The following is a 26,789-nucleotide window of genomic DNA, read 5'->3' on the forward strand; positions in this document are numbered from 1 at the left end:
GGCCCGTCGGCGTCAAGGAGAATCAATGCCTGACGTCGCAGACACGCGCGCCCGTTACCGCCGCATCCTCTGGTTCGCGGCGCGCCAGCTCGCACGCACGTGGTGGTTCGAGCTCTTCCTCCCGCGCGTCGGTCTCGAGCGTCTCGCCGCGCGCGGACGAGCAGAGCGGATGCGCCGCTTCGCGCGTCGCTTCCACGACCTCGCCGTCGACCTCGGCGGGCTCGTGATCAAGGTCGGACAGTTCATGTCGTCACGCCTCGACGTGCTGCCGCCCGAGATCACGAAGGAGCTCGAGGGACTGCAGGACGAGGTGCCGGCGGTGCCGTTCGTCGACATCCGTGCCCTCGCCGAGGCGGAGCTCGGGGTGCCGCTCGACGCCGCGTTCGCGTGGGTCGACGAGGTGCCGGTGGCCGCGGCATCCCTGGGACAGGCGCACCGTGCCCGTCTCGCGGGCGCCGTCGCCGACGACATCGGTCTCGCCGACGTCGTCGTGAAGGTGCAGCGCCCCGGTATCGACCGCATCGTCGACGTCGATCTCGCCGCGCTGCGGCGGGTGGGCCGCTGGCTCAGCCATGTGCGAATCGTCTCGGATCGCGTCGACATGCCCCACCTCGTCGAGGAGTTCGCGGCGACGAGCCTCGAGGAGATCGACTACCTGCACGAGGCGGCCAGCGCCGAACGCTTCGCCGAGAACTTCGCCGACGACCCCCGGGTCGCGACCCCCGAGGTCGTCTGGGAGCGCACCACGCGGCGCGTGCTGACCCTCGCCGACGTCACCGCGATCAAGATCACCGACGCGGACGCTCTGCGCGCCGCCGGCATCGACCCGGCGGAGGTCGCGCCCGTGTTCGCCGAGGTGATGTTCGAGCAGCTGTTCACTCACGGCTTCTTCCACGCCGACCCGCACCCGGGCAACATCTTCGTGACGCCGGTGCGAGCGGCGGATGCCGCGGCTCCGGGTGAGCCCGCAGCATCCGGCACCGCGGCGCCCGCGCCCGCGTGGAAGCTCACGTTCATCGACTTCGGGATGATGGGCGAGGTTCCCAGCGGCATCCGCTCGGGTCTGCGGAAGCTCCTCATCGCCGTCGCATCGCGCGACGGGAAGGGTCTCGTCGCCGCGATCCAGGACGTCGGCGTGCTGCTGCCATCGGCCGACACCGGCGAGCTCGAGCGTGCCCTGACGCAGCTGTTCTCGCGATTCGGCGGCATGGGGTTCGCTCAGCTGCGCGAGGTCGATCCGCGCGAGTTCCGTGATTTCGCGACCGAGTTCGGCGATGTCGTGCGGTCGCTGCCGTTCCAGCTGCCCGAGAACTTCCTGCTCATCATCCGCGCGATGTCCCTCACCTCCGGGGTGTGCAGCTCCCTCGTCGCCGACTTCAACCTGTGGAACTCCGTCGAGCCGTATGCGTCGAAACTGCTGCGCGACGAGCGCGGAAACCTCCTGCAGGATGTCGCGACCCAGGCGCTCTCGTGGGTGACGACGGCCGCGCGGCTGCCGCAGCGCGTCGACGGTCTCGTGACGCGGTTCGAGCAGGGCAAGGTCGCGCTCGACACCTCTCGGATCGAGCGTCGCGTGAGCAGGCTCGAGCGCATGGGGCGCCGTCTCATCGCGGCGGTCGTGTTCGCCGCGCTGCTGATCACGGGCGCTGTGCTGCATCTGCAGGATCCAGTGTTCGGCACGGTCGTCATGATCGTGTCGGTCGTGCCGTTCCTCGGCGCCCTGATCGGCGGGAGGCGCTAGGCGTCAGTCCCCGGCTCGCGCCCGGCCGGCTTCGGGAACGCCGCGCGCATGTAGTCGGTCTGCAGGTAGTCGGAGACGCCGATGAGGATCAGCGCGAACACGATCTGCTCGGTGATCACCCACAGCGGATAGAGCCCGGGGATCGCCGCGAGCACCAGCGCGATGACGGGAAAGATGCGGCTGAACAGCTGCAGGCGGCGGTAGGCCCAGTACCAGCCGGCGCGGGCGCGCCAGAGGAAGTAGAAGAGCGTCGTGGAGATGCCGAGCACGACGAGGCAGCGCATCCACACGGCGATCGTCACCTCGGCGCCGACGGCGAGCAGGACGACCCCCGTGACGACGGTCGCGATGCCGAGCAGGAAGCACACGACGAGCAGCCAGGCGATCACGGTGAAGGCGCGCCGCACCTTGGGGTCGGTCGACGGCTCGACGCGATGATCGGCGGCACGGCCGCCCGCGATCCGGTCGAGTCGGCGCAGCATCGGTTCGAGTGACATGGTGCTAGCTTAAGCCATACTGAAGGTTGATGGGTGCCGAGGCTCCGGCCCGGGTGTGGAGCCGTTGTCCAGGCCGACCCCCTACCGTGGAGGCCAGCAAGGGGAGTACTCCCGTCTGCGGCGACGCCGTCATTACGGTCACGCGATCGTGACCCGGTGCGCCGGCCCACCCTGGGTGGAGGAGACCTTGGCGTCCGTTGCACGCCGTCCCCGGAGCATCCCTTGCCACTCATCGACCGCACCGCCCGCACGGCGATCGATGTCGTGCGCTCGGGCCTTCGACGAATGGATGCCGCGGCCGCACCCATCGCCACGAAAGGTTCGAGATGAGCTCCTTCTCCCGTCTGTTCGACCTCGCCAAGAACGCCCTGAACTCCGACGCGGTGCGCGAGGTGCGCCGCTCGGTCGGAGGGCAGGGCGCAGCATCCGCTCGTGATCCGCTCACCCCGCCGCCGGTCCCCGGGAGCGACGCGACGGCTGCATCGGCCGCCGATCGTCAGGCGATCGCGCGCTACGACTACCTGATGCAGACCGCCGACCCGCAGCACATCGAGCAGATCCACCGCGACGCGTTCGCCCGGCTCACACCCGACCAGCGCGGAGTGATCGAGCGACGCATGCGCACCGAGCTGCCCGTGCACGAGCAGCCGCGCTCCTCATCGCCCGGCGACCTTGCGCGGGCGGCCGGCCGGGCGGAGGCGCAGCGCCCCGGCCGCATGCGGGGCATCCTCGCTCGCGCGGGCGGCGGGGCCGCGGCCGTCGGCGCCGGCGGGGCCGCGCTGGGCCTGCTCGTCGCGGTTGCGGGCGGCGCGATGCTGAGCGCCGTCGCCGCGCCCCACCTCGAGCACGCTGCGGGTCTCGGTGTCGACATCGATCAGCTCGCGCAGGGCGTCGACGTCGAGGGGGTCGCCGCCGGGGCCGACGGAGTCGTCGGCGGCCTCGGGGATCAGGTCACCGGCATCGGCGACCAGCTCGGCGGACTCGGCGACCAGCTCGGCGATGTGGGGCTCGGCGAGATCTTCGGTCGCTGACAGCGCCGACTCCACGACGAACCGGCTGCCGCGCTCGGAAGCGCGACAGCCGGTTCGATGGCGGAGGATGGGGGATTCGAACCCCCGAGGGCTTTCACCCAACACGCTTTCCAAGCGTGCGCCATAGGCCACTAGGCGAATCCTCCATGGCCCGAAGGCCTCGATCATCCTAGCCGAGCCTCACCGCACGCGCTGCGCAGGGCCTCACCGCGTCACCGCCGACAGGATGACGACGCCGAAGACGAGCACAGCGAACACGACGAGCGCCGTGCGTGCGATGAACGCGCGCCGCTCAGGTGCGAAGGCTGTGTGGGGGCCTTCCGAGAATGCCGCCGCATCGTGAGCCACGGCAACGTCATCGATGCTCTTCTCGCCGAATGCAGCTGCCTGACGCGCATCGTCGAGCCGCCGTTGCCGGCCCGCTGCCGCCAGCGAGGCGAAGACCACCTGCGCCAGGCGCTGCGCCTGCCATCGGATCCTCGCGGCGGCGATCATCACGACGACCGTCGCCACCGCCAGCGCCTGGGTCACCACGATGGTGAGACCCGCGCCGTGGACGCGCGCGGTCAACACGCCGCAGGCGAAGGTGAGCAGCAGCAGTCCGTCGGCTACCGCCCACCAGGTGCGCGAGCGCTTGAGGTGGGTTCGGGCGACGATCGGCCACAGCCGATTCGGTCGCCAGAACCGCCATCCGGCGGGCGCAGGCCGTAGGCCCGGCAGCGGAGTCCAGCCCGGAGGTGGCACCCACATCGCGTTCTCCCGCACCCACCGATCGTTGGGCGTCGGCCATCCCCGCGGCACACGGACATCGACCGGCACCCCCGGCACCCTCGCTCGTCCGACCCCCATGAGCCCCCGCACCTTCGCCCGCGCACGGATTCGACCGAGACTACCGAGCGGATCGGCCGCTCGGAAGAGTCGCACTCACTCCCGCGCCCACAACGACCGGGGCCAGACTCGGGCGATCAGCCGGCGCGCGGGTGCGACCGACCCGAGCACGCCGGAACGCACCGCAGCGGCCGCATCCGCCGTCGCCGGGTCTCCGCTCGCGGCACGCCGGGCGCGACGCCCCGTCGGCGCGGGTGGCGGGGCGTATGCCGCCCGCTCGACCGCGTCGACGAGTCTCCACACCGCCTCGGCTGGCACGCCGGGCTGCGCGATGAGCGCGGCGCCGAACTCACGAGGCGACGCCGCTGCGCTCACGGGCACTCCCACATCGCGCGCGGCATCCTGTACCCAACCCCATGCGGCGACGGCGTCCCCACGGGCCGCAGCTGCGCGCAGCCGTCTCGCGCGTGCGGCGCCCAGCACGCCCGGCACCGCGAGAACGGCGATGACGAGCACCGCACCCAGCGCCCAGGGAACGATGGCAGCGATCGCCGGTCCGCTCGTCGAGGTGGTCGACGTCGTCGTGCCCGTGGTGGGTGCGGTCGACGGCTGGTCGCTCGGGGCGGCGGTCGGCGCGCTCGAGGCGGTCGGCTGCGGTGTCGAGCCCGAGCTGTCGACGGTGCCGGACGTACCCGACCCCGGTGCGAAGCTCGTCGAGACGCCGAGGCTCTTCGTCGGCTCGAAGCGCACCCACCCGATGCCCTGGAAGTACGCTTCCGGCCAGGCGTGCAGCTGGTCGCTGACGACCTTGTAGGTCACCGTGTCCGGAGTCGACGACGAATACGTCCCCGGCAGGTAGCCGATCACGATGCGCGTGGGGATGCCGAGGGAGCGCGCCATCAGCGTGAACGCCGAGGCGTAGTGCACGCAGTAGCCCGACTTGACCTGCAGGAATCGCGCGACGGCGTCGGCGCTGGATCCGTCGAACCCCTGCTCGACCGGCGCGTTGAGCGAGTAGGTGAACTCGTCGCCACGGAACCACGTCTGCAGCGCGATCAGCTTGTCGTAGGCGCTCGTCGCCCCCGCGGTGACCTGCTGCGCGTCGGAGGTGATGATCGTCGGCAGGTTCTGCGGCAGCACGGTGTAGATCGAGTTCGTCGAGCGGGCCGGTGCGGCCTCGATCTGCTCGAGGGTGGGCTGCGGACTCGTCGTCGTCACGGTGTACTGCTGGCCGCGGGTCGATCCGCCCTGGGACTCGACGGTGAGGTTCTGGTCGGCGATCGCCCACGATCCGGTCAGGCCGCTGATGGATGCCGCGGGGTACGGCACGGGCAGCCAGGTGGTGTCGAGGCGGCTGATGTCGATCTGCGTCTGCGCCTCGGTCGTCGTGATGGTGCTCCCGAGCGCCTGAGCCGGGAACGTGCCGTCGGATCCGATCGCCGTCGTCGACGGCGCGTCGGGCACCCAGGTGCCCGACCCCTGCAGGAGGGAGAGCGTCGCGAGTCTCAGGTACGGCGCCGATCCGGTGTCGGTCGTCACCGTGAGGATCTCGGTGGAGGCGGGATTGCGCAGGTTCCGGCCCAGATCGATCGAGGCGTCCACGCCGACCGAGACCGAACCGGGCACGAGGACGACCGGGTTCAGCGTCGGGAGCAGCGGCGCAACGATCAGCGTCGTCACGAGGGCGGCCGCGCCCAGCACGAACCCGGCTGCCGTGCGCACCGCGCCCGGTCGCTCCGGCTCCCGGCGGGTGTGGGTCTCGAACCGGAACAGCAGCAGGAAGGTCGCCCCGAGCGTCACCAACTCCCACGTCGGCATCGACCGTTGCACCGACACCGTCGGGATGAGGGCCACGGTCAGCAGCGCGACCACGGCGAGAAGCGGCATCCGCGCGGTCACGACGATGTGGTCGAGCGCGATCGCGAGCAGTGCGACCGAAGAGACGAGGAGGAACGCGATCGCGGCCGTGGCATCCAGCGGCGCGTAGCCGGTGATGATGTCCTGCGCCGCGCGCGAGAGCACCTCGGGCACGGCGGCGAAGACCGCCGGCGAGGGGATGACGAGCAGCCACGCCTGACCGGCGAAGAAGAGGCCGGTGACGCCGAGCATCCACACGACGAGCTCGATCAGGCTGACCGCCCATGCCGGCACCCCGCGCACGCGCAGGAGGTACCCGATCGTCAGCACGAGCGCGGCGAGACCGAGCGCGGCGGCGAGCCAGAAGCCGGGAGTGATCACTCGCAGCAGGGGAAGGAGCGCCGCGACGAGCGCGACGAACGCTCCCACGGTGAGACGGAACGTGCCCCGCGCGGTGCGACGCGGACGTCGAGCCACAGATGCGTCCCGTGTCGCGAACACCCGGTCGTGTGCGGTGGGGTCGTCGCTCATGCGCTTTCGCCCTCCGTCGCCGCCGACTCGGATGCCGCCGCGCGCCGTTCGAGCTCCTGCCACACCGTCGCGAGCGGTTCGGCGCCCGTCAGCGCGGCTGCGCGCCATCCGCGTGCGCGGACCGCGGGCAGCGCGCCGGACTCGGGCGCCGCGGTCAGCAGGATCGGCAGGGTGGAGTGCGGGGCGATCGTCGCGAGAGGCGCGGCATCCGAGAGACCCAGGCTGCCGGCGAGGAGGATCACGGGGCCCGTGAGGCCGCCCGTGAACCGTTCGGCGAGCCGATGCAGCCCTCCCCCCGTGCCCGTCGGCGCCACGGTCGCGAGGAGGAAGGCGAGATCGCCGAGACCGCTGTGCTCCTCGGGGTCGATTCGTTCCGCGAGGGGGGTGCCGTGCACGTCGACGACGCTCACCGCGAAGCCCTCCCGCGCCAGACGGGTCGTGATCGACAGGCACGCCGAGACCGCTGCCTCGAAGCCCCGGTCGCCGCCGGGTGCACTCGCCCGCGCCGGCCAGCGTGCAGCATCCAGGTCGATCACGACCGTCGCCTCGGGAGCGGCCTCCTGCTCCTCCTGACGCACCATGAGCTCGTCACGGTGGGCGGTCGCGCGCCAGTGGATGCGACGCATCGAGTCGCCCGGTGCCCATGCCCGGGGGATGAGATTGTCCGCGCCCTGGCCCAGCCGGCTCGTCGCCGCCGGCAACGCGCCCCCGGTCTGCACCGCCATCGCGGCGAGGGCCGGCACATCGACGAGTTCGGGCGTCACCACGACGTCGGTCGCCTCACCGGCGGCCTGCGAGCGCCGCACCAGGCCGAACGGATCCGTCGAGGTCACCTGCAGGCGGCCGAGTCGATGGATGCCGCGCACCCGCGGCCGCACGCCGTACCTCAGCTCGATCGTGCGCGACCCCGACCCGGGTCGCAGAGCGGGGAATACGCCGCGGGCATCCCCGGCGAGGCTTCGGGGGAGGCGGTCCCGCCACTGCCCGGGCGGCACCGGCAGCGAGCCGTGCACAGTGGCGTGCACGCGCACCCGCGCGTCCTCGCCGACGGCCGGCAGGGCGGGCACGACCTGCCGCGTCGCGTCGAGGCGACGACGCAGGCCGAACTGCGTGACGGCGCCCCACAGCACGGCTGCGATCAGCAGCACGGCGAACCACACGAGCTCCTCGAGTCCGAGCATCGGGGCGGCGATGAGGCATCCGAGCGCGACGACGAGGGCACCGGTGCCCCGCAGGGTCAAGGGCCAGGATCGCACGGCGACGTGGTCAGACCCGCACGCCGAGCGGCACGCGCACGGTCTGCACGATCTCGTCGATCACTGTCCGCACCCGGTCGTCGCCGGCACCGCCGGAGACCCGTGTCGGGATGAGCCGGTGCGCGAACACGGGGGAGATGAGCGTCGCGACGTCGTCCGGGATGACGAATGTGCGGGTATCCAGCGCTGCCCACACCTTCGCGGCCCGGACGAGAGCGAGCGTCGCGCGCGGCGAGGCACCGAGCCGGAGCTCGGGGTGAGAGCGCGTCGCCGCAGCGAGCGACACGGCGTACTCCTCGACCGCGGGGGAGACATGCACCCGCCGCGCCCACCGGATCAGCTCGTCGAGCTCGGCGAGCCCCACGACCGGGGTGACGAGGTCGATCGGATTGGCGGTGTCACGCTGGCGCAGCATCTCGGCCTCGGCTGCGGCATCCGGGTACCCCATCGAGATGCGCATCATGAACCGGTCGCGCTGCGCTTCGGGCAGGGCGTACGTCCCCTCCATGTCGAGGGGGTTCTGCGTCGCCACGACGAAGAACGGCGAGGGCAGCAGATGGGTGCGGCCATCGACCGTCACCTGACCCTCGGCCATCGCCTCCAGCAGCGCCGACTGCGTCTTCGGCGATGACCTGTTGATCTCGTCGGCGATCACGACGTCGGCGAAGATCGCGCCCGGGGTGAACTCGAAATCCCGGGTCGCGGGGTTGAACACCGAGACGCCGGTCACATCGCTCGGCAGGAGGTCGGGGGTGAACTGGATGCGACGCACCCGGGCGTCGATCGCGGCCGACAGCGCGCGGGCGAGCATCGTCTTGCCGACGCCCGGAACGTCCTCGATGAGCAGGTGCCCTTCGGCGAGGAGCGTCACCAGCGCTGCTCGCACAGCATCCGGCTTTCCGTCGATGACCGACCCCACGGCCTGCACGATCGCGCCCGTCAGCTCGGCGAATCGTGCCGCATCCAGCGTCGCGGGCGCCTCGGTCACATCCGTCATACGTGCTCCCGACATCGGTGGGGCTCCCGGGGGAGAGCCGCTTCGTAGGCCGGGCGGAGCCGCGGTCTAGGCCGATCGTAGCTGTGCGCCGCCTATGCGGGGCTGGGCGAATCCTGGGCGCCGATTCTCGGATCGCCCAGTGGAGCCGATGCGTCGTGCGCGTCGCGGAGGCCGCGGCATCCGGGTAGACTCGAGGTCGCTCTCCGCGAGGCGGCATCCAGGCCAACTCCCCCAGGACGGAAACGTAGCAAGGGTAACCGGGCTCTGCCGGGTTCGCGGAGAGTCTTTCTTTTGCGGGGATGTTCGCCGATTGTTCCGGCGCTCGCGCCCGGCGGTCCGTGCGTGGCCCGGCATAGGCTGGTGGGGTGGCGCAGAGCATCCTGATCACGTCCGCCGAAGGTCATTCGGGCAAGTCGACGATCGCGCTGGGCGTGCTCGACGCCCTCAGCCACAGCGCCGCACGGGTCGGCGTCTTCCGCACCATCGCACGGTCCCGCGACGAGCGCGACTACGTGCTCGACCTGCTGCTGGCCCACGACGGCGTCGACCTCGACTACGACGCGTGCATCGGCGTGCACTACGACGACGTGCACGACAACCCCGACCAGGCGCTCGCCGTCATCGTCGAGCGGTACAAGGCGATCGAGGCCGTCTGCGACGCCGTCGTCATCCTCGGCAGCGACTTCACCGACGTCGGCAGCCCCGCGGAGCTCGGCTACAACGGCCGCATCGCGGCGAACCTCGGCGCCCCCGTGCTGCTGGTGCTCGGCGGTCGCGCCCAGCAGGGGCAGAGCGAGCAGCTGGGATCGACCCTCGCCCGCACCCCCGACGAGATGGGTCAGATCACGAGCCTCGCGCTGAGCGAGCTGCGCGCCTCCCGGGCCGAGCTGTTCGCCATCGTCGCGAACCGCACCGACCCCGACGCCGACGCGGTCGTCGCCGCGATCCGCGACGTCGTCGAGCAGAGCCCGGCCCGCGGCATCCCGATCTGGGCGCTGCCGGAGGACACCCTGCTGGTCGCACCGTCGGTGCGCGGCGTGCTGCGCTCGCTCGGGGCGACGTTCCTGAAGGGCGACGAGGCGCTGCTCGACCGTGAGGTGCTGAGCGTCGTCGTCGCGGGGATGTCGATGGTCAACGTGCTCCCGCGGCTGACCGAGAGCGCCGTCGTCGTGATCCCGGCCGACCGCTCCGAGGTCCTCCTGGCGACCCTGCTCGCCAACGCGTCGGGGACGTTCCCGTCGGTCGCTGCCGTCGTGCTCAACGGCCCGTTCGCGCTGCCCGAGCCCATCGACCGGCTCATCGACGGCCTGCGCTCGCCGCTGCCGATCATCGCCACCGACCTCGGCACCTACGACACCGCGGTGCACATCATGAACACCCGCGGTCGCCTCGCCGCCGAGTCGCCGGCCCGCTACGACCGGGCCCTGGCGCTTTTCGAGCGGCACATCGACACCGCCGAGCTGACGCGGCTGCTCGGCCTCGTGCGGCCGACGGTCGTGACCCCGCTCATGTTCGAGTACGGCCTCATCGAGCGCGCCCGTGCCGACCGCAAGCGCATCGTGCTGCCCGAGGGCGACGACGACCGGGTGCTGCGGGCGGCCGCCACGGTGCTCGCCCGCGGCGTCGCCGAGCTCGTGATCCTCGGCGACGAGCAGGCCGTGCGGGGGAGGGCGACGACCCTCGGCATCGACATCTCCGCCGCCCAGATCATCAGCCCGTTCGATCCGGTGCTGGGCGCCCGCTTCGCCGAGGAGTACACGCGACTGCGCGCGGCGAAGGGGATGACCCTCGAGCGCGCCGCCGACACCATCACGGATGTCTCCTACTTCGGCACGCTGATGGTGCACCTGGGGCTCGCCGACGGCATGGTCTCGGGCGCCGCGCACACCACCGCCCACACGATCCGGCCCGCGTTCGAGATCATCAAGACCCGGCCGGATGTCTCGGTCGTCTCGAGTGTCTTCCTCATGGCCCTCGCCGACCGGGTGCTCGTCTACGGCGACTGCGCGGTCATCCCCGACCCCTCCGCCACCCAACTGGCCGACATCGCGATCTCCTCCGCCGAGACGGCCGGCCAGTTCGGTATCGAGCCGCGCGTCGCGATGCTGTCCTATTCGACGGGGGAGTCGGGGTCGGGCGCCGACGTCGACAAGGTGCGGGAGGCGACATCCCTCGTGCGCGAACGCGCACCGCAGCTGCTCGTCGAGGGACCCATCCAGTACGACGCCGCCGCCGACGCGGCCGTCGCGCAGAAGAAGCTGCCGAGCTCGGCCGTCGCGGGGCGCGCCACCGTGTTCGTCTTCCCCGACCTCAACACCGGCAACAACACCTACAAGGCGGTGCAGCGCTCGGCCGGCGCGATCGCCATGGGACCTGTGCTCCAGGGGCTCAACAAGCCCATCAACGACCTGTCGCGCGGAGCCCTCGTCGACGACATCGTCAACACCATCGCGATCACCGCCATCCAGGCCCAGGGCGAGACCGCGCCGAAGGGGGAGCAGGCATGAGCGTCGTGCTGGTCGTCAACAGCGGGTCGTCGTCGTTCAAGTACCAGCTGATCGACATGTCGACCGAGTCCGTGCTCGCCTCGGGCCTCGTCGAGCGCATCGGGCAGGCCGACGGCCGCGCCCGGCACACGGTGACGGCAGCCGCCTTCGGCGGGTCGGATGCCGCGGCCCCCACCGTGCTCGACGCGACCACCGAGCGGGAGCTGCCCATCGCCGACCACGCGGCCGGCTTCGCGGTGATGCTCGAGGCCTTCGCCGAGAGTGGTCCCTCGCTCACCGAGCGCCCGCCGCTCGCCGTCGGGCACCGCGTCGTGCACGGCGGGGCGCGCTTCTTCGAGCCGACCCTCATCACGCCGCTCGTCGAGATCAACATCGACGACCTGTCGATGCTCGCGCCCCTGCACAACCCCGGTGCGGTGCAGGGTATCCGTGCCGCGCGGGCCGCCTTCCCCGATACCCCCCATGTCGCGGTCTTCGACACCGCGTTCCACCAGACCATGCCGCCCGAGGCATACACGTACGCGATCGACCGCGACCTGGCCGATCGGTACCGGTTGCGCAAGTACGGGTTCCACGGGACATCCCACAAGTTCGTCAGCGAAGCCGCCGCGGCGTTCGTCGGCCGTCCGCTGCGCGACCTGCGTCAGATCGTCTTCCACCTCGGCAACGGCGCGTCGGTCACCGCGATCGACCGCGGCCGCTCCGTCGACACCTCCATGGGGTTCACCCCGCTCGAGGGGCTCGTCATGGGAACCCGTTCGGGCGACCTCGACCCGGCCGTGCTGCTGCAGCTCGCGCGACGCGCGCGCATGACCACGGACGAGCTCGACGACCTGCTCAACAAGAAGTCCGGCCTCGTCGGTCTCGCGGGCGCGTCCGACATGCGCGACATCCTCGCGCGCGTCGAACAGGGCGAGGATGCCGCGGTGCTCGCGTTCGACGTGTACATCCATCGCCTGCGCGCCTACGCCGGCGCCTACCTCGCCCAGCTCGGCGGCGCCGACGTCATCAGCTTCACCGCGGGTGTCGGCGAGAACGTCCCCGTGGTGCGCGCGCAGGCGCTCGCGACCCTCGGCTACGCCGGGGTGCTGATCGATCCCGTCCGCAACGCGGCCCGGGGCCGCGGCATCCGCGTCATCTCGGCCGAGGACTCACCTGTCACCGTGCTCGTCGTGCCCACGAACGAGGAGCTCGAGATCGCCCGGCAGACGCTGCAGGTCGCCCGCACCTGAGCGTGCGGGACGCGCGGATCAGCCGACGCACCCGGGCGCTGCGGCCGGCCTTCGGGCTAGGGCGTGCGGTGGCTACGCTGGACGAGCGGACCCGGACCATCCACGAGACCCTCGGAGGCGACGTGACCCTGCCCGACCTGACGACCTACGACGCGGTGCTGTTCGATCTCGACGGCGTGCTCACGCCGACCGCCGAGGTGCACATGCACGCGTGGCGCACCATGTTCGAGCAGCTGTTCGCGGCCTGGGACGTGACGCCCGCGTACACGGACACCGACTACTTCGAGTACCTCGACGGCAAGAAGCGGTACGACGGCGTCGCGAGCCTGCTGCGCTCGCGCGACATCGAGGTGCCGTGGGGTGAGCCTTCCGACACGCCCGACCGTGACACGGTCTGCGGCATCGGCAACCGCAAGAACGAGGTGTTCGCGGCGATCCTGCGCTCCGAGGGCATCGAGCCCTATCCGGGCTCCGTCGCCCTCCTCGACCTGCTGCAGGACCAGGGCGTGCCCGTGGCCGTCGTGTCCAGCTCGAAGAACGCCGACGAGGTGCTGCGCGCCGCCGGGCTGCGCGACCGGTTCGAGGTCGTCGTCGACGGGGTGCTCGCCGAGAATGAGAACCTCGCGAGCAAGCCCGCACCCGACGTGTTCGCCGCCGGGGCCCGGCTCCTCGGCGTCGACCCCGCCACCAGCGCCGCCGTCGAGGATGCTCTCAGCGGCGTGCGGTCGGCCGTCGCGGCCGGATACGGCCTCGTCGTCGGCGTCGACCGCGGAGTCGGCGAGGGGTCGCTGGCGGAGGCCGGGGCATCCGTCGTCGTTCCCGACCTCGGCGTGTTCGTGCCCGACACATCCGCTTCATAGACTGACTCGACACCTCTCCGCCCACCCGAGCCGAAGGCCTGCCCATGATGGATCGCGACCGCTTTCCCGTCGACCCCTGGCGTCTCGTCGAGACGCGACCGTCGCTCGATGACGTGGGGGTGACCGAGACGATCTTCTCGGTCGGGAACGGCTACCTCGGCCTGCGCGGCAACCACCCCGAGGGTCGGCACGCGGTCGAGAACGGCACCTTCGTCAACGGCTTCCACGAGACGTTCCCCATCCATCACGCCGAGCGGGCGTTCGGGTTCGCCGAGGTGGGCCAGACGATCATCAACGCTCCCGACGCGAAGGTGATCCGCGTCTACGTCGACGACGAGCCGCTCACGCTCGACGTCGCCGACCTGCGTGAGTACGAGCGCGTGCTCGACCTGCGCGACGGGGCGATGCGACGCCACATCCTGTGGTGCACCCCCTCGGGCAAGGAGGTCGTGATCGACCTCGAATGGCTCGTCTCCTTCGAGGAGAAGCACCTGGCGGTGATGCGCATCGACGTCACCGTGCTCAACGACGACGCACCGGTCACGATCTCGAGCCAGCTCGTCAACCGTCAGGACGGCGAGGACATCTACGGGGGCACGCCCGGCTCCGGCAAGGCCGGCGCGGGCTTCGACCCGCGCAAGGCCGAGCGCATCGCGCAGCGGGTGCTGCAACCCGACACCTACTGGCAGGACGGCGACCGGTCGGTGCTGAGCTACCGCGTCACCGCATCGGGGATGACGATCGCCGTCGCGGCGGACCACATCATCGAGACCGCGAACGACTACACGTCGCGCCGCCTCATCGAGCCCGACATCGCCAAGAACGTCTTCCGCGTGCACGCGAAGGCCGGTGTTCCTGTGCGTCTGACGAAGTTCGTCTCCTACCACACGTCCCGTGGGGTGCCCGCCGGCGAGCTCGTCGATCGGTGCCGCCGCACCCTCGACCGCGGCGCGGAGTTCGGTGCCGACGCGGTGTTCGCACAGCAGCGCGAGTGGATGGACGCCTTCTGGAAGCGCTCCGACGTGCGCATCGGCGGTCACGAGGACCTGCAGCAGGCGACCCGGTGGTGCCTGTTCCAGCTCGCGCAGGCCTCGGCTCGCGCCGACGGCCAGGGCGTGCCGGCGAAGGGCGTCTCGGGCTCCGGCTACAGCGGCCACTACTTCTGGGACACCGAGATCTACGTGCTCCCCTTCCTCGCGTACACGAGCCCGCTCTGGGCGCGCAACGCCCTGCGCATGCGCTTCCTCATGCTCCCGGCCGCGCGCAAGCGTGCGAAGCAGCTCAACGAGGCGGGGGCGCTGTTCCCCTGGCGCACGATCAGCGGCGAGGAGGCGTCGGCATACTACGCGGCGGGCACCGCGCAGTACCACATCAACGCCGACGTGAGCTATGCGCTCGCGAAGTACGTGCGGGCGACAGGCGATGACGACTTCCTCTACCGGGAGGGCGTCGACATCGCCGTCGAGACCGCGCGGCTGTGGGCGACGCTCGGGTTCTGGCGCGAGAGCGACGAAGAGGATGCCGCGACCTTCCACATCCACGGGGTGACGGGTCCCGACGAGTACACGACAGTCGTGAACGACAACCTGTTCACGAACGTCATGGCCCGCTTCAATCTGCGTTTCGCCGCCCGCACGGTGCGCGAGATGGAGGTCGAGCGCCCTGAGGAGTTCCGGCTCATGGCCGAGCGCCTCGGCCTTGACGCGGAGGAGCCCGACGCGTGGGAGATGGCCGCCGAGGCGATGCACATCCCTTACAGCGAAGCCCTCGGCATCCACCCCCAGGACAGCGTGTTCCTCGAGCGTGAGCTGTGGGACCTCGAGAACACCCCGGCCGTCCAGCGGCCGCTGCTGCTGCACTTCCACCCGCTGGTGATCTACCGCTACCAGGTGCTGAAGCAGGCCGACGTCGTGCTCGCCCTGTTCCTGCAGGGCAACCACTTCACGAGCGCGGAGAAGCTCGCGGACTTCGAGTACTACGACCCGCTGACCACGGGCGACTCGACGCTGTCGGGGGTCGTGCAGTCGATCCTCGCGGCGGAGGTCGGCTATCAGGACCTCGCCCTCGAGTACTTCCTCGACGGCATCTTCGTCGACCTCGCAGACCTGCACCACAATGCGTCGGACGGCGTGCACGTGGCATCCGCCGGTGGGGTCTGGACCTCGCTCGTGAGCGGGTTCGGCGGCATGCGCGACCACTACGGCGAGCTGTCGTTCGACCCGCGCCTGCCGAAGGACTGGCCCGAGCTGGCCTTCGCGCTGCGCTGGCACGGCACGCACCTCGACATCACGGTCCGTCGCGACGAGCTGCTCGTGGTCGCGGAGCCGGGCGAGGGTTCGGCCACCTTCACGGTGCGCGGTCGCGAGTACACGATCGCGGGCGGTGAGGAGCTCTCGATCGCGCTCGACGGGCAGGGCCCGGTCAAGCCCGGGCGCCCGACGCTGCGCAAGATCATGAAGGATTCGCGCCGCGAGGACGGCTCTCTGCTGGTGGCCTCCGTGCCCACGCCGACGACATCGATCCCGGTCGTGACCGGGGCGACGCCGATCGCCGAGACGGATGCCGCGGGCCCGGCCTGATGTCCCACCCACACCGTAGAGTGACGGGGTGACCACCGCCCTCTACCGCCGCTACCGCCCCGAGGCGTTCGGCGAGATGATCGGGCAGTCGCAGGTCACCGAGCCGCTCATGACGGCGCTGCGCGGCGACCGGGTCGGTCACGCCTACCTGTTCTCGGGTCCGCGCGGCTGTGGCAAGACGACCTCTGCGCGTATCCTCGCGCGCTGCCTGAACTGCGCGCAGGGCCCGACCGACACCCCGTGCGGCACGTGCGACAGCTGTGTCGAGCTGGGACGCGGCGGCGGCGGGTCGCTCGATGTGGTCGAGATCGACGCGGCGAGCCACAACGGCGTCGACGATGCCCGCGACCTGCGTGAGCGGGCCGTGTTCGCGCCGGCCCGCGACCGCTACAAGATCTTCATCCTCGACGAGGCCCACATGGTCACCCAGCAGGGCTTCAACGCGCTGCTGAAGCTCGTCGAGGAGCCCCCCGACCACGTCAAGTTCATCTTCGCGACGACCGAGCCCGAGAAGGTTCTCGGCACCATCCGCTCGCGCACCCACCACTACCCGTTCCGGCTCGTGCCGCCGGCTGCCATGCTCGACTACGTCGCGCAGCTGTGCGAGAGCGAGGGCGTGCAGGTCGAGGCCGGTGTGCTGCCGCTCGTGGTGCGTGCCGGAGGCGGCTCGCCCCGTGACACGCTCTCACTGCTCGACCAGCTCATCGCCGGGTCCGAGGGCGGCGTGGTCGCCTACGACCGGGCGGTCGCCCTCCTCGGCTACACGCCCGGTGCGCTCCTCGACGAGATCGTCGATGCCCTCGGCGGGGGAGACGCGGCATCCGCTTTCGCGGCGGTCGACCGCGTGGTGCAGACCGGACAAGACCCGCGACGGTTCGTCGAAGACCTGCTCGAGCGGCTGCGCGACCTCATCGTCATCGCAGCAGTCGGTCGGGGTGCGACTGCCGTGCTGCGCGGAGTGTCCGAGGAGGAGATCGAGCGGATGTCGCGCCAGGCCACGACGTTCGGTGCCTCACTGCTCTCGCGCATCGCCGATGTGGTCGTGGCGGCCCTCGACGAGATGAGCGGCGCGACATCGCCCCGACTGCAGCTCGAGCTCATGATCGCTCGCGTGCTCACGCAGGGGGAGGCGGCGGTGTCAGGCGTCGCGGCCGCGTCGGCGCCCGCCGCGCCGCCGGTGACACCCGCTCGTGCGTCGGAGCCGGCCCCGGCCCCGGCCGGCCCGAGCGAGCCCGCTCCCGTCCGTTCGAGCGAGCCCGTTCCTGCGACCGAGCCGACCGAGCCCGTCGCGTCAGCCGCCGCCGTCACCGACCCGGTCGCCCCCGTGCGTGCGGCACCCACCGGGCCTCTCACCACCGAGCACGTGCGCGACGCGTGGACCGAGGTGCTGGCCCGTCTCGAGACGATCGATCGCACCTCGTGGCTGGTCGCCTCGTCGGCTCGGGTGGTGTCCCTCGAGGGTGATGTGCTCACGCTCGCGTTCACGTCGCAGACCGACCTCGCGGCGTTCAAGAAGCGCACCGCGGGCGCCGGGCCCAGCGAAGACCTTCGCCAGGCGATCTCCGGGGTGCTCGGCATCCGGGTGAAGTACATCGCCCGGTACGAGGGCGACGGACCCGCCGACGGTGCGTCCGCGCCCGAGCCTCCCGCACCGCGCGGCGGTGTCGCCGCCACACCGCCGTCCCGCACGTCCGGCAGCGAGCGTCCGACGCCGGCCCGGGCATCGGCGGCCGCGGCCGCCTCGGTGACCGACTGGGCGGTGGCTCCGATCCCGGGCGACGATGAGGCACCGTCCGGGGTCGAGGCATCCGCTGCGCCCCGCGCCGTGGTCGCCCCGCCCGCGCCGCAACCGATCGCGCCCGAGCCGGTCGCTCCCGCGCAGTTCGCCGTCGACGACGAACCCGAAGACGCCGTGCCGACGCCCGACCGTGACCTGCCGCCGCGCGACGGCGACGTGCTGCCGCCTACGGCAACGACACCGTCGGTGGCCGTCGACGAGGACGACGACGTCGACGACGAGTTCGACACCGACGCCGGCGTCGGTGCCCCGCCGGTCATCGCCCCGCCGACGCCGCGCGTCGCCACCGGACCCGAGCGCTACGGCGAGGCCGTCGTACGCCAGTTGCTCGACGCCCGGTTCGTGGGTGAGGAGCCCTATTCGGCGCCGACGAGGTTCGCCTGATGTACGACGGCATCGTCCAAGAGCTGATCGACGAGTTCGGGCGTCTCCCCGGCATCGGCCCGAAGTCGGCGCAGCGCATCGCGTTCCACATCCTGCAGACCCCGAGCTTCGACGTGTCGCGGCTCGCGTCCCTGCTTGTCGACATCCGCGAGCGGGTGCGGTTCTGCGAGATCTGCGGCAACGTCTCCGAGCAGGAGCGTTGCGCCATCTGCCGCGATCCGCGCCGCGACCAGACGCTCATCTGCGTCGTCGAAGACGCGAAGGATGTCGCGGCGATCGAGCGCACGCGGGAGTTCCGCGGTCTCTACCATGTGCTCGGCGGGGCGATCAGCCCGATCGGCGGCGTCGGTCCCGATGACCTGCGTATCGCGCAGCTCATGCAGCGCCTCGCCGACGGCACGGTCACCGAGGTCATCCTCGCGACGAACCCCAACCTCGAGGGCGAGGCGACGGCGACCTACCTCAGCCGCCTGCTCACGACGCTCCAGATCGCCGTCACCCGACTGGCCTCGGGCCTCCCGGTCGGCGGCGACCTCGAGTACGCCGACGAGGTCACGCTCGGGCGTGCCTTCGAGGGGCGCCGCGCGGTCTGACGCATCGCGGCCCGTCCCGCCGGACACATGGCGGATCGGCGATGCGGCCTTGCCTAGAATGGACGGTCGGGCGCGGCATCCGTGCGCCAGACATCTTCCCGGGAGTTCCACTGTGGCGTTGATCGTGCAGAAGTACGGCGGCTCGTCCGTCGCCGACGCCGAGAGCATCAAGCGGGTCGCGAAGCGCATCGTCGACACGCGGCGTGCCGGGCACGACGTCGTCGTCGCGGTGAGCGCCATGGGCGACACGACCGACGAGCTGCTCGACCTCGCCCACGAGGTCGCCCCCATCCCGGCGCCGCGCGAGCTCGACATGCTGCTCTCGTCGGGCGAGCGCATCTCGATGGCGCTGTTGGCGATGGCGATCCACTCGATGGGCTTCGAGGCGCGCTCGTTCACCGGCAGCCAGGCAGGCATGATCACGGATGCCACCCACGGCGCGGCGCGCATCGTCGATGTCACCCCGGTGCGCCTGCGCGAGGCGCTCGATGAGGGCGCCATCGTCATCGTCGCGGGCTTCCAGGGCTTCAACCGCGACACCCGCGACATCACGACTCTGGGTCGTGGCGGGTCGGACACGACGGCCGTCGCGCTCGCCGCCGCGCTGAGCGCCGACGTCTGCGAGATCTACAGCGACGTCGACGGCATCTTCACCGCCGACCCCCGCGTGGTTCCGAAGGCCCGCAAGCTCGGCGTCGTCACGAGCGAGGAGATGCTCGAGCTCGCCGCCAACGGCGCCAAGGTCCTCTACATCCGGGCGGTCGAGTACGCCCGTCGTCACGGCGTGACCATCCACGCCCGGTCATCGTTCAGCTCGGCCGAAGGGACGTTGGTGCTCGGCCCCGACGCCCGCGCCGAGCGTCTCGCACAGGGAGAGCACATGGAAGAGCCGATCGTCGCGGGCGTCGCCACCGACCTCAGCCAGGCCAAGGTCACGGTCGTCGGGGTGCCCGATGTTCCCGGCAAGGCCGCCGAGATCTTCACGATCGTCGCGAAGTCGGGCGCGAACGTCGACATGATCGTGCAGAACGTGTCGGCCGCCGCCACCGGTCGCACCGACATCTCGTTCACGCTTCCCAAGTCCGATGCCGCGGCGGCCCTCCGCGCCCTCGCCGCCGACCAGGCGGAGGTCGGCTTCGAGGCGCTGCTGCACGACGACCAGATCGGCAAGCTGTCGGTCGTGGGTGCGGGTATGCGCAGCCACTCGGGTGTGTCGGCGACGCTGTTCGACGCGCTGTCGAGCGCCGGCATCAACATCGAGATGATCTCGACGTCCGAGATCCGTATCTCCGTGGTGGTGCGTGGGTCGGATGTCGCCGCCGCCGCCCGCGCGGTGCACACCGCCTACGGGCTCGACGGTGACGACGAGGCCGTCGTCTACGCCGGCTCCGGCCGCTGAGGCCCGACTTCATGCGCCGAGGGGGATCGGCGCCCGGATAGAATCGGGCAAACCTTCCGCCCGCGACTTCCGCGCGCCCGTCCCACCCGAGGTACCCGCATGACCCGCATCTCCGATTCCGGATTCACCGTCGCCGTCGTGGGCGCCACTGGCCAGGTCGGCACGGTGATGCGCGAGATCCTCGCCGAGCGCGCCTTCCCGGTGCGCGAGCTTCGCCTGTTCGCGACGGCGCGCAGCGCCGGCACGTCGGTCGAGTACCAGGGTGTCTCGGTCGTCATCGAGGATGTCGCGACCGCCGATCCGGCCGGCATCGACATCGCCCTCTTCTCGGCGGGTGCGACCGGCAGCCGCGCCCACGCGCCCCGGTTCGCCGAAGCGGGCGCCACCGTCATCGACAACTCCAGCGCCTGGCGCATGGACCCCGAAGTGCCGCTCGTCGTCAGCGAGGTCAACCCGCACGCCATCGACGAGGCCGTCAAGGGCATCATCGCGAACCCCAACTGCACGACCATGGCCGCGATGCCCGTGCTGAAGGTGCTCGACGCCGACGCCGGGCTCGAGCGTCTCATCGTCTCGACCTACCAGGCCGTCTCGGGGTCGGGTCTCGCCGGCGCCCGCGAGCTGCTCGGCCAGGTGGAGGGCGTGCTCGCGCAGGGCCACACGCTCGACCTCGTGCACAACGGGGCATCCGTCGACTTTCCGGAGCCTGAGAAGTACGTCGCCCCGATCGCGTTCGACGTCATCCCGTTCGCGGGCAACCTCGTCGACGACGGTCTGAACGAGACCGACGAGGAGAAGAAGCTCCGCAACGAGAGCCGCAAGATCCTCGAGCTGCCCGAGCTGCGCGTCGCCGGTACCTGCGTGCGCGTGCCCGTGTTCACCGGTCACTCGCTGTCGATCAACGTCGAGTTCGCCCGTGATATCACACCCGAGCGCGCGCGCGAGCTGCTCGCCGCCGCCCCCGGCGTGCGTCTCGAGGAGGTTCCGACGCCGCTGCAGGCCGCCGGCACCGACCCCAGCTACGTGGGCCGCATCCGCGCCGACCAGTCGGCGCCCGAGGGCAAGGGTCTTGCGCTCTTCATCTCGAACGACAACCTCCGCAAGGGTGCCGCGTTGAACGCGGTGCAGATCGCCGAGCTCGTCGCCGCGAAGCTGCAGGTCACCGCCTGAGCCCGATCGCCTCGAAGGGCCGGATGCCGCGGCATCCGGCCCTTTCGCGTCGGTCAAGAACGCCCGACTTTCACGGGCCGGCGAGGCCCTCGCGCGAGGGCGGGTCGCGCGCGCGAACTAGACTCGAACGGTGAGCGAAACCCTCGATGTCGCCCTGATCGGCGGCGGAGTCATGAGTGCCACGCTGGGCACCTTCCTGCAGCAGCTGCAGCCCGACTGGAAGATCGCGGTGTTCGAGCGTCTGGGCGATGTCGCCCAGGAGAGCTCCAACGCGTGGAACAACGCCGGCACCGGGCACGCCGCGCTCTGCGAGCTGAACTACATGCCGCAGGCGGCCGACGGTTCCGTCGACCCGGCGAAGGCGGTCTCGATCAACGAGCAGTTCCAGCTGAGCCGTCAGTTCTGGTCGTCGCTGATCGACCAGGGCATCCTCGATGAGCCGTCGACGTTCATCAACGCGACCCCCCACATGACCTTCGTGCGCGGCGAGAAGGATGTCTCCTACCTCCGTCACCGGTATGAGTCGCTGAAGCAGCAGCCGCTGTTCTCGACGATCCAGTTCAGCGACGACTCGCGCGTCATCAACCAGTGGGCCCCGCTGCTCATGGACAAGCGGCTGAAGGCCGACGAGCCGTTCGCGGCGACGCGCGTCGAGGCCGGCACCGACGTCGACTTCGGTTCGCTGACGCGGCAGCTGTTCGACGGCATGGCGGCGCGGGGCGCCGACATCCTCACGGGCCGCGAGGTGCGCAACCTGAAGAAGCTCGCCGACGGCACGTGGCGCATCGACTACCGCCACACGGTCGGGCGTGCTCCGGCGCGGGTGAACGCGCGGTTCGTGTTCGTCGGCGCCGGCGGCTGGGCGATCAAGCTGCTGCAGAAGTCGGGCATCCCCGAGATCAAGGGATACGGCGTGTTCCCCATCGGGGGCCAGTGGCTGAAGACGAGCAACCCCGACGTGGTCGCGAAGCACCGCGCGAAGGTCTACTCGCAGGCGTCGGTGGGCGCCCCGCCGATGTCGGTGCCGCACCTCGACACCCGCGTCGTCGACGGCGAGACCTCCCTGCTGTTCGGCCCGTTCGCGACGTTCAGCCCCAAGTTCCTGAAGACCGGGTCCCGCTGGGACATCGTCGCCCAGGTGCGTCCGTCGAACCTGTTCAGCATGCTGAAGGTGGGCGCGACGAACCTCGACCTCGTGAAGTACCTGGTCAGCGAGCTGCTGAAGACGCACAAGGGCAAGATGAAGAGCCTGCAGGCGTTCATGCCCACCGCCGACGCGAAGGACTGGGAGTTGCTGAACGCGGGCCAGCGCGCGCAGGTGATGGTCGGCGGCAAGCTGCAGTTCGGCACCGAGGTGGTCTCGGCCGGCGACGGCTCGATCGCGGGCCTGCTGGGGGCATCGCCCGGCGCCTCGACGGCGGTCGCGATCATGCTGAACCTGCTGAAGACGTGCTTCCCCGACCGCATCGCCGGATGGCAGCCGAAGCTCACCGAGCTGATCCCGACCTACGGCGAGACGCTGAACGACAAGCCGGAGCTCGCGCGCGAGACTCTCGCGCGCACGGCCGGCGACCTGTCCATCTCGGTCTGACGCGGGCGTGGCGAAGCTCTACTTCCGCTACGGAGCGATGAACTCCGGAAAGTCGACGGCGCTGCTGCAAGCCGCCTACAACTATGAGGAGCGCGGCCAGACCGTGCTGCTGGCCAAGCCCGAGATCGACACGAAGGACGCCGACCGCATCTCGAGCCGTCTGGGCGTCACCCGCCCGGTCGACTTCCTCGTGCGGCCGGAGGACGACATCCGGGCGATCTTCGCGCAGCACCGCGCGCGCGTGCACGCCGAGGCCGAGTCGACCCTGGTGCCCGAGAACCGCGATGTGGCGTGCCTGATGATCGACGAGGCGCAGTTCCTCACGCGGGAGCAGGTCGACGATCTGCTGCGCATCGTGGTGCTCGACGGCGTGCCGGTGCTCGCCTACGGCATCCGCACCGACTTCCAGACGCACGCGTTCCCGGGGTCGCGGCGTCTGATGGAGCTCGCCCACAGCCTGGAGGAGCTGAAGACCATCTGCCGCTGCGGCCGCAAGGCGCTGTTCAACGCGCGGCTGGTCGGCGGCCGGTTCGTGTTCGACGGCGATCAGGTTGCGATCGACGAGCTGTCGAGCGAGCGGGTCACCTACGAGTCGATGTGCGCGGAGTGCTATCTGCGCGAGTCAGGCGGGCTGCTCGGCTGACGCCCGCCGCGGCGGCCACGGCACAAGCATCGAGGTGCGCCGGCGGTAGTCGGCGTACGCCGGGTACTTCTCCGACGTGATCGACTCGGTGAACACGGTCGACCCGATGAACAGCACCGTCAGCAGCGCCGCTCCGATGATCGACCAGTTGAGCGCGCCGCCCCAGAACGAGACTCCGGATGCCGCGGCCGCCGTCGCGCCGAGCAGATAGAGCATCCACCACTGGGCCTGCTCGCAGAAGAAGTTGGGGTGGCGGCTGTAGCGGAAGAGGCCGGTGTCGACGAAGCCGGGGGACAGGGTGCCGCCCGCGGCGCGCTTGCGCTGGTGGAATTTCCACTGCTGCTGGTCGGCGGTGAACTCGCCCACGAGGAACAGCAGGAACAGCAGCGACCACGCGGCATCCCACCCGGTGAACGGTGCGGGGAACGCGAGGGCGACGACGGCCGGAAGGGTGATGAGCACGAGCAGAGCGTTCTGGTACAGGACGATGAAGAACAGGTTGAACGCCTGGAACTGGCCCGGCGACATGCGCGCCCGAAGGATCGCCCACCGGTAGTCCTCCATGCCGGTGTAGCCGCCCTTGCGGGCGAAGTTGAACGTGAGGCGAGCGCCCCAGAGGGTGACGAGCACAGCCATCACGACGAGACGCGTGGCGTCGACGCCGGTGCCGAGCGCGAAGCCCGCGAAGATCCACACGTAGACGACCGGGACGACCGACCAGATGCGGTCGACCCACGAGGTGTCTTTCGTGATCAGCGACAGCACCCAGCAGGCGGCGCTCACGACGCCGGCGACGGTCAGAACCCAGGCGAGAGCGGTCACGTCGTCAGCGTAGCGCCGCCCGGGGACGGCGAGGGCGGTCGCCGTGGCGCCGGGGTGAGCGCGGCGGGAGCGTCAGCGCGCGTCGGGGAGGGTGGGGATGAGCTGTTCGAGGAACACGGCGGTGTCCTCCCAGCCCTCGACCGCCTGGCAGGCGACGCCGAGGGCGAGCACCGGGTAGTCGTTGCCGTCCGGGTCGAGTCGGTCGCCGACGAACAGCATCTCATCGAGCGAGATGCCGGTCTGCGTCGCGAGCTGCGCCATGCCGTAGGCCTTGTCGATGCCGCGATGGGTGATGTCGACGGACGTCGAGCCGCCCGAACGCACCTCGAGATCGGGGATGCGGGCGGCGACGGCCTCGCGCAGCGCATTCTTCTTCTCGCCGGTCGGATCCCACGCCATCTTCGCGTCGAGGGGAGCCTGCTGTCCGAGGGCGGAGAACGTGATCTGCGAGCCGCGGTCCTCGAGAATCGGGCCCCAGGGCTCCGCCTCCCACAGGCCGAGACGCTCCGCCTCCTCCTGCACCGCCGCCAGCGCCCGAGACTTCTCATCGTCGCTCAGCGCGTGGGCGTAGATCGTCTCGATGCCGTCGGCGTTCAACCGGTAGTACTGGGTGCCGCAGGTGGGCATCAGGTGGAAGCGATCGAACACCGTCGACGCGGCATCCGGCAGCTTCTCGACCACCTGCGCGCGGAACTGGCCCAGCTGGCCGCCCGAGATGATCGCGACCTCCACACGCTGGGCGAGGGCGACGAGCAGATCGCCGATGCGCGGATCGATCGCGCTCTTCGAGGGCGCGAGAGTGTCATCGAGATCGAAGGCGACGAGCCGGGGCGCGGACATGTGGTCTCCGTTTCTGGATATGACGAGGGCTCCGTCATTCCGGCGGAGCCCTCTGCAGTCGGGGTGACAGGATTTGAACCTGCGGCCTCGTCGTCCCGAACGACGCGCGCTACCAAGCTGCGCCACACCCCGTGGCAACCCTCCGAGTCTACCCCGTCGCCGCGGCCTGCGACGAATCGGGCGCGGGCACGAGAGTGAGCAGCGAGGCCTCGGGGCGGCATCCGAATCTCACCGGCGCGTAGATCGACTGGCCGAGTCCGGCGCTCACGTTCAGGGGAACCGTGCGGCCGTGATGCGTCCAGGCGCTGAGGCCGCGCGCCTGGTCGAGGGGGATGTCGCAGTTGGCGACGAGGGCGTTCTTGGCGAACGGGATGCGCACCTGTCCGCCGTGCGTGTGGCCCGCGAAGATCGCGTCGGCACCGAGGTCGTCGAACACGTCGAGCACGCGACGATACGGCGCGTGGGTGACGCCGAGGGTCAGGTCGGCGACTCCCGCGGTGCGCTGCGCCTCGCGCAGCGGGGGGAGCGCGGCGAGGTCGTCCCAGTGTCGATGTGCGTCGTCGACACCGAACGCGTCGACGCGAAGCCCCGCCACGTCGATGCTCGAGGCGGCGTTGTTGAGGTCACGCCAGCCCAGGTCGTCACGCAGGAAGCGATCGAGGGCATCGGTGTCGATGCGCTCCTCCCGTACATGGCGTTTCGAGGGCCCCGTGAAGTAGCGGAACGGGTTGCGCGGCGCAGGGGCGTGGACATCGTTCGACCCGTGCACGAACACGCCGGGGATTCCGCCGAACGCCGACAGAGCAGCACGCACGCCATCGAGGCCCTCGGGATGGCCCAGGTTGTCACCCGTGTTCACGATGAGATCCGGGCGCAGATCGTCGAGACCCGCGACCCACCTCTGCTTGGCACGCTGCCACGGTGCCATGTGCAGGTCGGACAGGTGCAGGACGCGGATCGCCGGCGCTCCCGGCGGCAGGATCGCCACCGTGTGCGTGCGAACGGTGAACAGGAAACGCTCGACGCTCGTTCCCCACACCGCCGCGGCGGCGCCCGCTGCCCCGACCGCGCCGAGCGCGATCAGGGCAGTGCGGGTGGTGGTCGGCGTCATCCGCTGCCGGTGCCGCCGGAGCCGCCGCCACCCGTGCCGCCGCCACCCGATCCGCCGCCGCTGGCGGGGGTGCAGGTGATCGCGATCGGGTCACTCGGGCGTGCCGACTGGCCGGCGCCGGGGCTTGCCGACTGGCCGGCGCCGGGGCTGGTGCCGCTCGCCTTGGCGTTCGGCGTGGAGCAGATGGCCGGGTTCGCGAAACTCACGTTTGTGAAGCCCGCGCTGCTCAGCGTCGCCTGCGCCTGCGACGGCGACTGTCCGCTCACCCCTGGAATCGGAACCGCGGGTGCGTTGCCGGTGCTCGGCGACAGCGTCACGGTGGTGCCTCCGGCGACCTGGCCCGCGGCCGGATCCTGCTGGGCGACGAGGCCGGCGGCGACCGTCGAGTCCACCGGGGTGCCGGTCTGCACGTTGAAGCCGGCGGTCTGCAGCTGCTGCGTGGCCTGGTCGACCGTCAGACCCACCACGTTCGGCAGTGTCGACATGACCTGCTTCGTGAGGTTGGGGTCGGGCGCCGGGAAG

Annotated in this window: 21 protein-coding genes, 2 tRNA genes and 1 other RNA gene; 13 read left to right on the forward strand and 11 right to left on the reverse strand. The window is 70.8% G+C overall.

Features of this window, described 5'->3' with window-relative positions; genetic code table 11:
• Window positions 1-25: 25 nt before the first annotated feature.
• On the forward strand, window positions 26-1,741 hold the full coding sequence (locus tag ABT08_RS01965; RefSeq protein ID WP_288113841.1) for an ABC1 kinase family protein: 1,716 nt from the start codon (window positions 26-28) through the stop codon (window positions 1,739-1,741).
• On the opposite strand, the gene ABT08_RS01970 is transcribed toward ABT08_RS01965, so the two are convergent.
• Window positions 1,738-2,238: a hypothetical protein gene (locus ABT08_RS01970; RefSeq protein WP_056210026.1), complete on the reverse strand. Its 501-nt coding sequence runs from the start codon at window positions 2,236-2,238 to the stop codon at window positions 1,738-1,740. The two genes, ABT08_RS01965 and ABT08_RS01970, sit on opposite strands and share 4 nt — an antisense overlap.
• Window positions 2,239-2,564: 326 nt before the next feature.
• On the opposite strand from ABT08_RS01970, the gene ABT08_RS01975 reads away from it, so the two are divergent.
• Window positions 2,565-3,269: a cation-transporting ATPase gene (locus ABT08_RS01975; RefSeq protein WP_288113842.1), complete on the forward strand. Its 705-nt coding sequence runs from the start codon at window positions 2,565-2,567 to the stop codon at window positions 3,267-3,269.
• A gap of 58 nt (window positions 3,270-3,327) precedes the next feature.
• Here the strand turns inward: ABT08_RS01975 and ABT08_RS01980 are convergent.
• The 5 genes from ABT08_RS01980 to ABT08_RS02000 form a co-directional block, all read right to left on the reverse strand.
• A tRNA-Ser gene (locus tag ABT08_RS01980) sits at window positions 3,328-3,415 on the reverse strand.
• Window positions 3,416-3,473: 58 nt separating this feature from the next.
• Entirely contained in the window at window positions 3,474-3,839 is a 366-nt protein-coding gene (locus ABT08_RS01985; protein WP_288113843.1) for a hypothetical protein, read from the reverse strand.
• A 354-nt stretch (window positions 3,840-4,193) separates the two neighbouring features.
• On the reverse strand, window positions 4,194-6,485 hold the full coding sequence (locus ABT08_RS01990) for a transglutaminase TgpA family protein (RefSeq protein ID WP_288113845.1): 2,292 nt from the start codon (window positions 6,483-6,485) through the stop codon (window positions 4,194-4,196).
• Window positions 6,482-7,726 carry a DUF58 domain-containing protein gene (locus ABT08_RS01995; RefSeq protein WP_288113846.1) on the reverse strand — a complete coding sequence of 415 codons (1,245 nt, stop codon included), beginning with the start codon at window positions 7,724-7,726 and terminating at the stop codon, window positions 6,482-6,484. The genes ABT08_RS01990 and ABT08_RS01995 overlap by 4 nt, the downstream gene beginning before the upstream one ends.
• Window positions 7,727-7,751: 25 nt before the next feature.
• Window positions 7,752-8,738, reverse strand: a complete 987-nt coding sequence (locus tag ABT08_RS02000; protein ID WP_056519207.1) for an AAA family ATPase — start codon at window positions 8,736-8,738, stop codon at window positions 7,752-7,754.
• Window positions 8,739-8,932: 194 nt separating this feature from the next.
• Between ABT08_RS02000 and ffs the strand changes: the two genes are divergently transcribed.
• From ffs to ABT08_RS02055, 11 genes are all read left to right on the forward strand, one after another.
• Window positions 8,933-9,029, forward strand: an RNA gene (gene ffs / locus ABT08_RS02005) — signal recognition particle sRNA small type.
• A 74-nt stretch (window positions 9,030-9,103) separates the two neighbouring features.
• The gene (gene pta, locus ABT08_RS02010) at window positions 9,104-11,245 is read left to right on the forward strand and encodes a phosphate acetyltransferase (protein WP_288113847.1); all 2,142 of its coding nucleotides are present in this window, start codon (window positions 9,104-9,106) and stop codon (window positions 11,243-11,245) included.
• Window positions 11,242-12,477 (forward strand): acetate/propionate family kinase, encoded by a 1,236-nt coding sequence (locus ABT08_RS02015; protein WP_288113849.1) that lies wholly within the window; start codon window positions 11,242-11,244, stop codon window positions 12,475-12,477. The genes pta and ABT08_RS02015 overlap by 4 nt, the downstream gene beginning before the upstream one ends.
• A 122-nt stretch (window positions 12,478-12,599) precedes the next feature.
• Entirely contained in the window at window positions 12,600-13,337 is a 738-nt protein-coding gene (locus ABT08_RS02020) for an HAD family hydrolase (RefSeq protein ID WP_045246317.1), read from the forward strand.
• A gap of 44 nt (window positions 13,338-13,381) precedes the next feature.
• Entirely contained in the window at window positions 13,382-15,916 is a 2,535-nt protein-coding gene (locus ABT08_RS02025) for a glycoside hydrolase family 65 protein (protein ID WP_056519210.1), read from the forward strand.
• Between the two features lie 28 nt (window positions 15,917-15,944).
• Window positions 15,945-18,098 carry a DNA polymerase III subunit gamma and tau gene (locus ABT08_RS02030; RefSeq protein ID WP_288113850.1) on the forward strand — a complete coding sequence of 718 codons (2,154 nt, stop codon included), beginning with the start codon at window positions 15,945-15,947 and terminating at the stop codon, window positions 18,096-18,098.
• Window positions 18,098-18,691 carry a recombination mediator RecR gene (gene recR, locus ABT08_RS02035; protein WP_045246321.1) on the forward strand — a complete coding sequence of 198 codons (594 nt, stop codon included), beginning with the start codon at window positions 18,098-18,100 and terminating at the stop codon, window positions 18,689-18,691. The genes ABT08_RS02030 and recR overlap by 1 nt, the downstream gene beginning before the upstream one ends.
• Window positions 18,692-18,803: 112 nt before the next feature.
• Entirely contained in the window at window positions 18,804-20,090 is a 1,287-nt protein-coding gene (locus tag ABT08_RS02040) for an aspartate kinase (protein ID WP_045246322.1), read from the forward strand.
• Between the two features lie 99 nt (window positions 20,091-20,189).
• Window positions 20,190-21,260, forward strand: a complete 1,071-nt coding sequence (locus tag ABT08_RS02045; protein ID WP_288113853.1) for an aspartate-semialdehyde dehydrogenase — start codon at window positions 20,190-20,192, stop codon at window positions 21,258-21,260.
• Between the two features lie 130 nt (window positions 21,261-21,390).
• Window positions 21,391-22,851, forward strand: a complete 1,461-nt coding sequence (gene mqo / locus ABT08_RS02050; protein WP_056210045.1) for a malate dehydrogenase (quinone) — start codon at window positions 21,391-21,393, stop codon at window positions 22,849-22,851.
• 7 nt (window positions 22,852-22,858) lie between these two features.
• Complete coding sequence (locus ABT08_RS02055; protein WP_056210047.1) at window positions 22,859-23,494, forward strand: thymidine kinase; 636 nt, start codon at window positions 22,859-22,861, stop codon at window positions 23,492-23,494.
• Here the strand turns inward: ABT08_RS02055 and ABT08_RS02060 are convergent.
• From ABT08_RS02060 to ABT08_RS02080, 5 genes are all read right to left on the reverse strand, one after another.
• Window positions 23,474-24,316, reverse strand: coding sequence for a DUF1295 domain-containing protein (locus tag ABT08_RS02060; protein ID WP_056210050.1), 843 nt, complete (start codon window positions 24,314-24,316; stop codon window positions 23,474-23,476). The genes ABT08_RS02055 and ABT08_RS02060 overlap by 21 nt on opposite strands.
• Window positions 24,317-24,388: 72 nt before the next feature.
• On the reverse strand, window positions 24,389-25,156 hold the full coding sequence (locus tag ABT08_RS02065) for an HAD-IIB family hydrolase (RefSeq protein ID WP_045246331.1): 768 nt from the start codon (window positions 25,154-25,156) through the stop codon (window positions 24,389-24,391).
• Window positions 25,157-25,214: 58 nt separating this feature from the next.
• Window positions 25,215-25,288, reverse strand: a tRNA-Pro gene (locus ABT08_RS02070).
• A gap of 16 nt (window positions 25,289-25,304) precedes the next feature.
• Window positions 25,305-26,267: a metallophosphoesterase gene (locus tag ABT08_RS02075; RefSeq protein ID WP_137878629.1), complete on the reverse strand. Its 963-nt coding sequence runs from the start codon at window positions 26,265-26,267 to the stop codon at window positions 25,305-25,307.
• On the reverse strand, window positions 26,264-26,789 hold a 526-nt coding region (locus ABT08_RS02080; protein WP_288113856.1), incomplete at its 5' end, for a PASTA domain-containing protein. The genes ABT08_RS02075 and ABT08_RS02080, both read right to left, overlap by 4 nt.

This window comes from Microbacterium sp. SCN 71-21 (genome assembly GCF_001725695.1).
Classification (GTDB): Bacteria; Actinomycetota; Actinomycetes; order Actinomycetales; family Microbacteriaceae; genus Microbacterium; species Microbacterium ginsengisoli.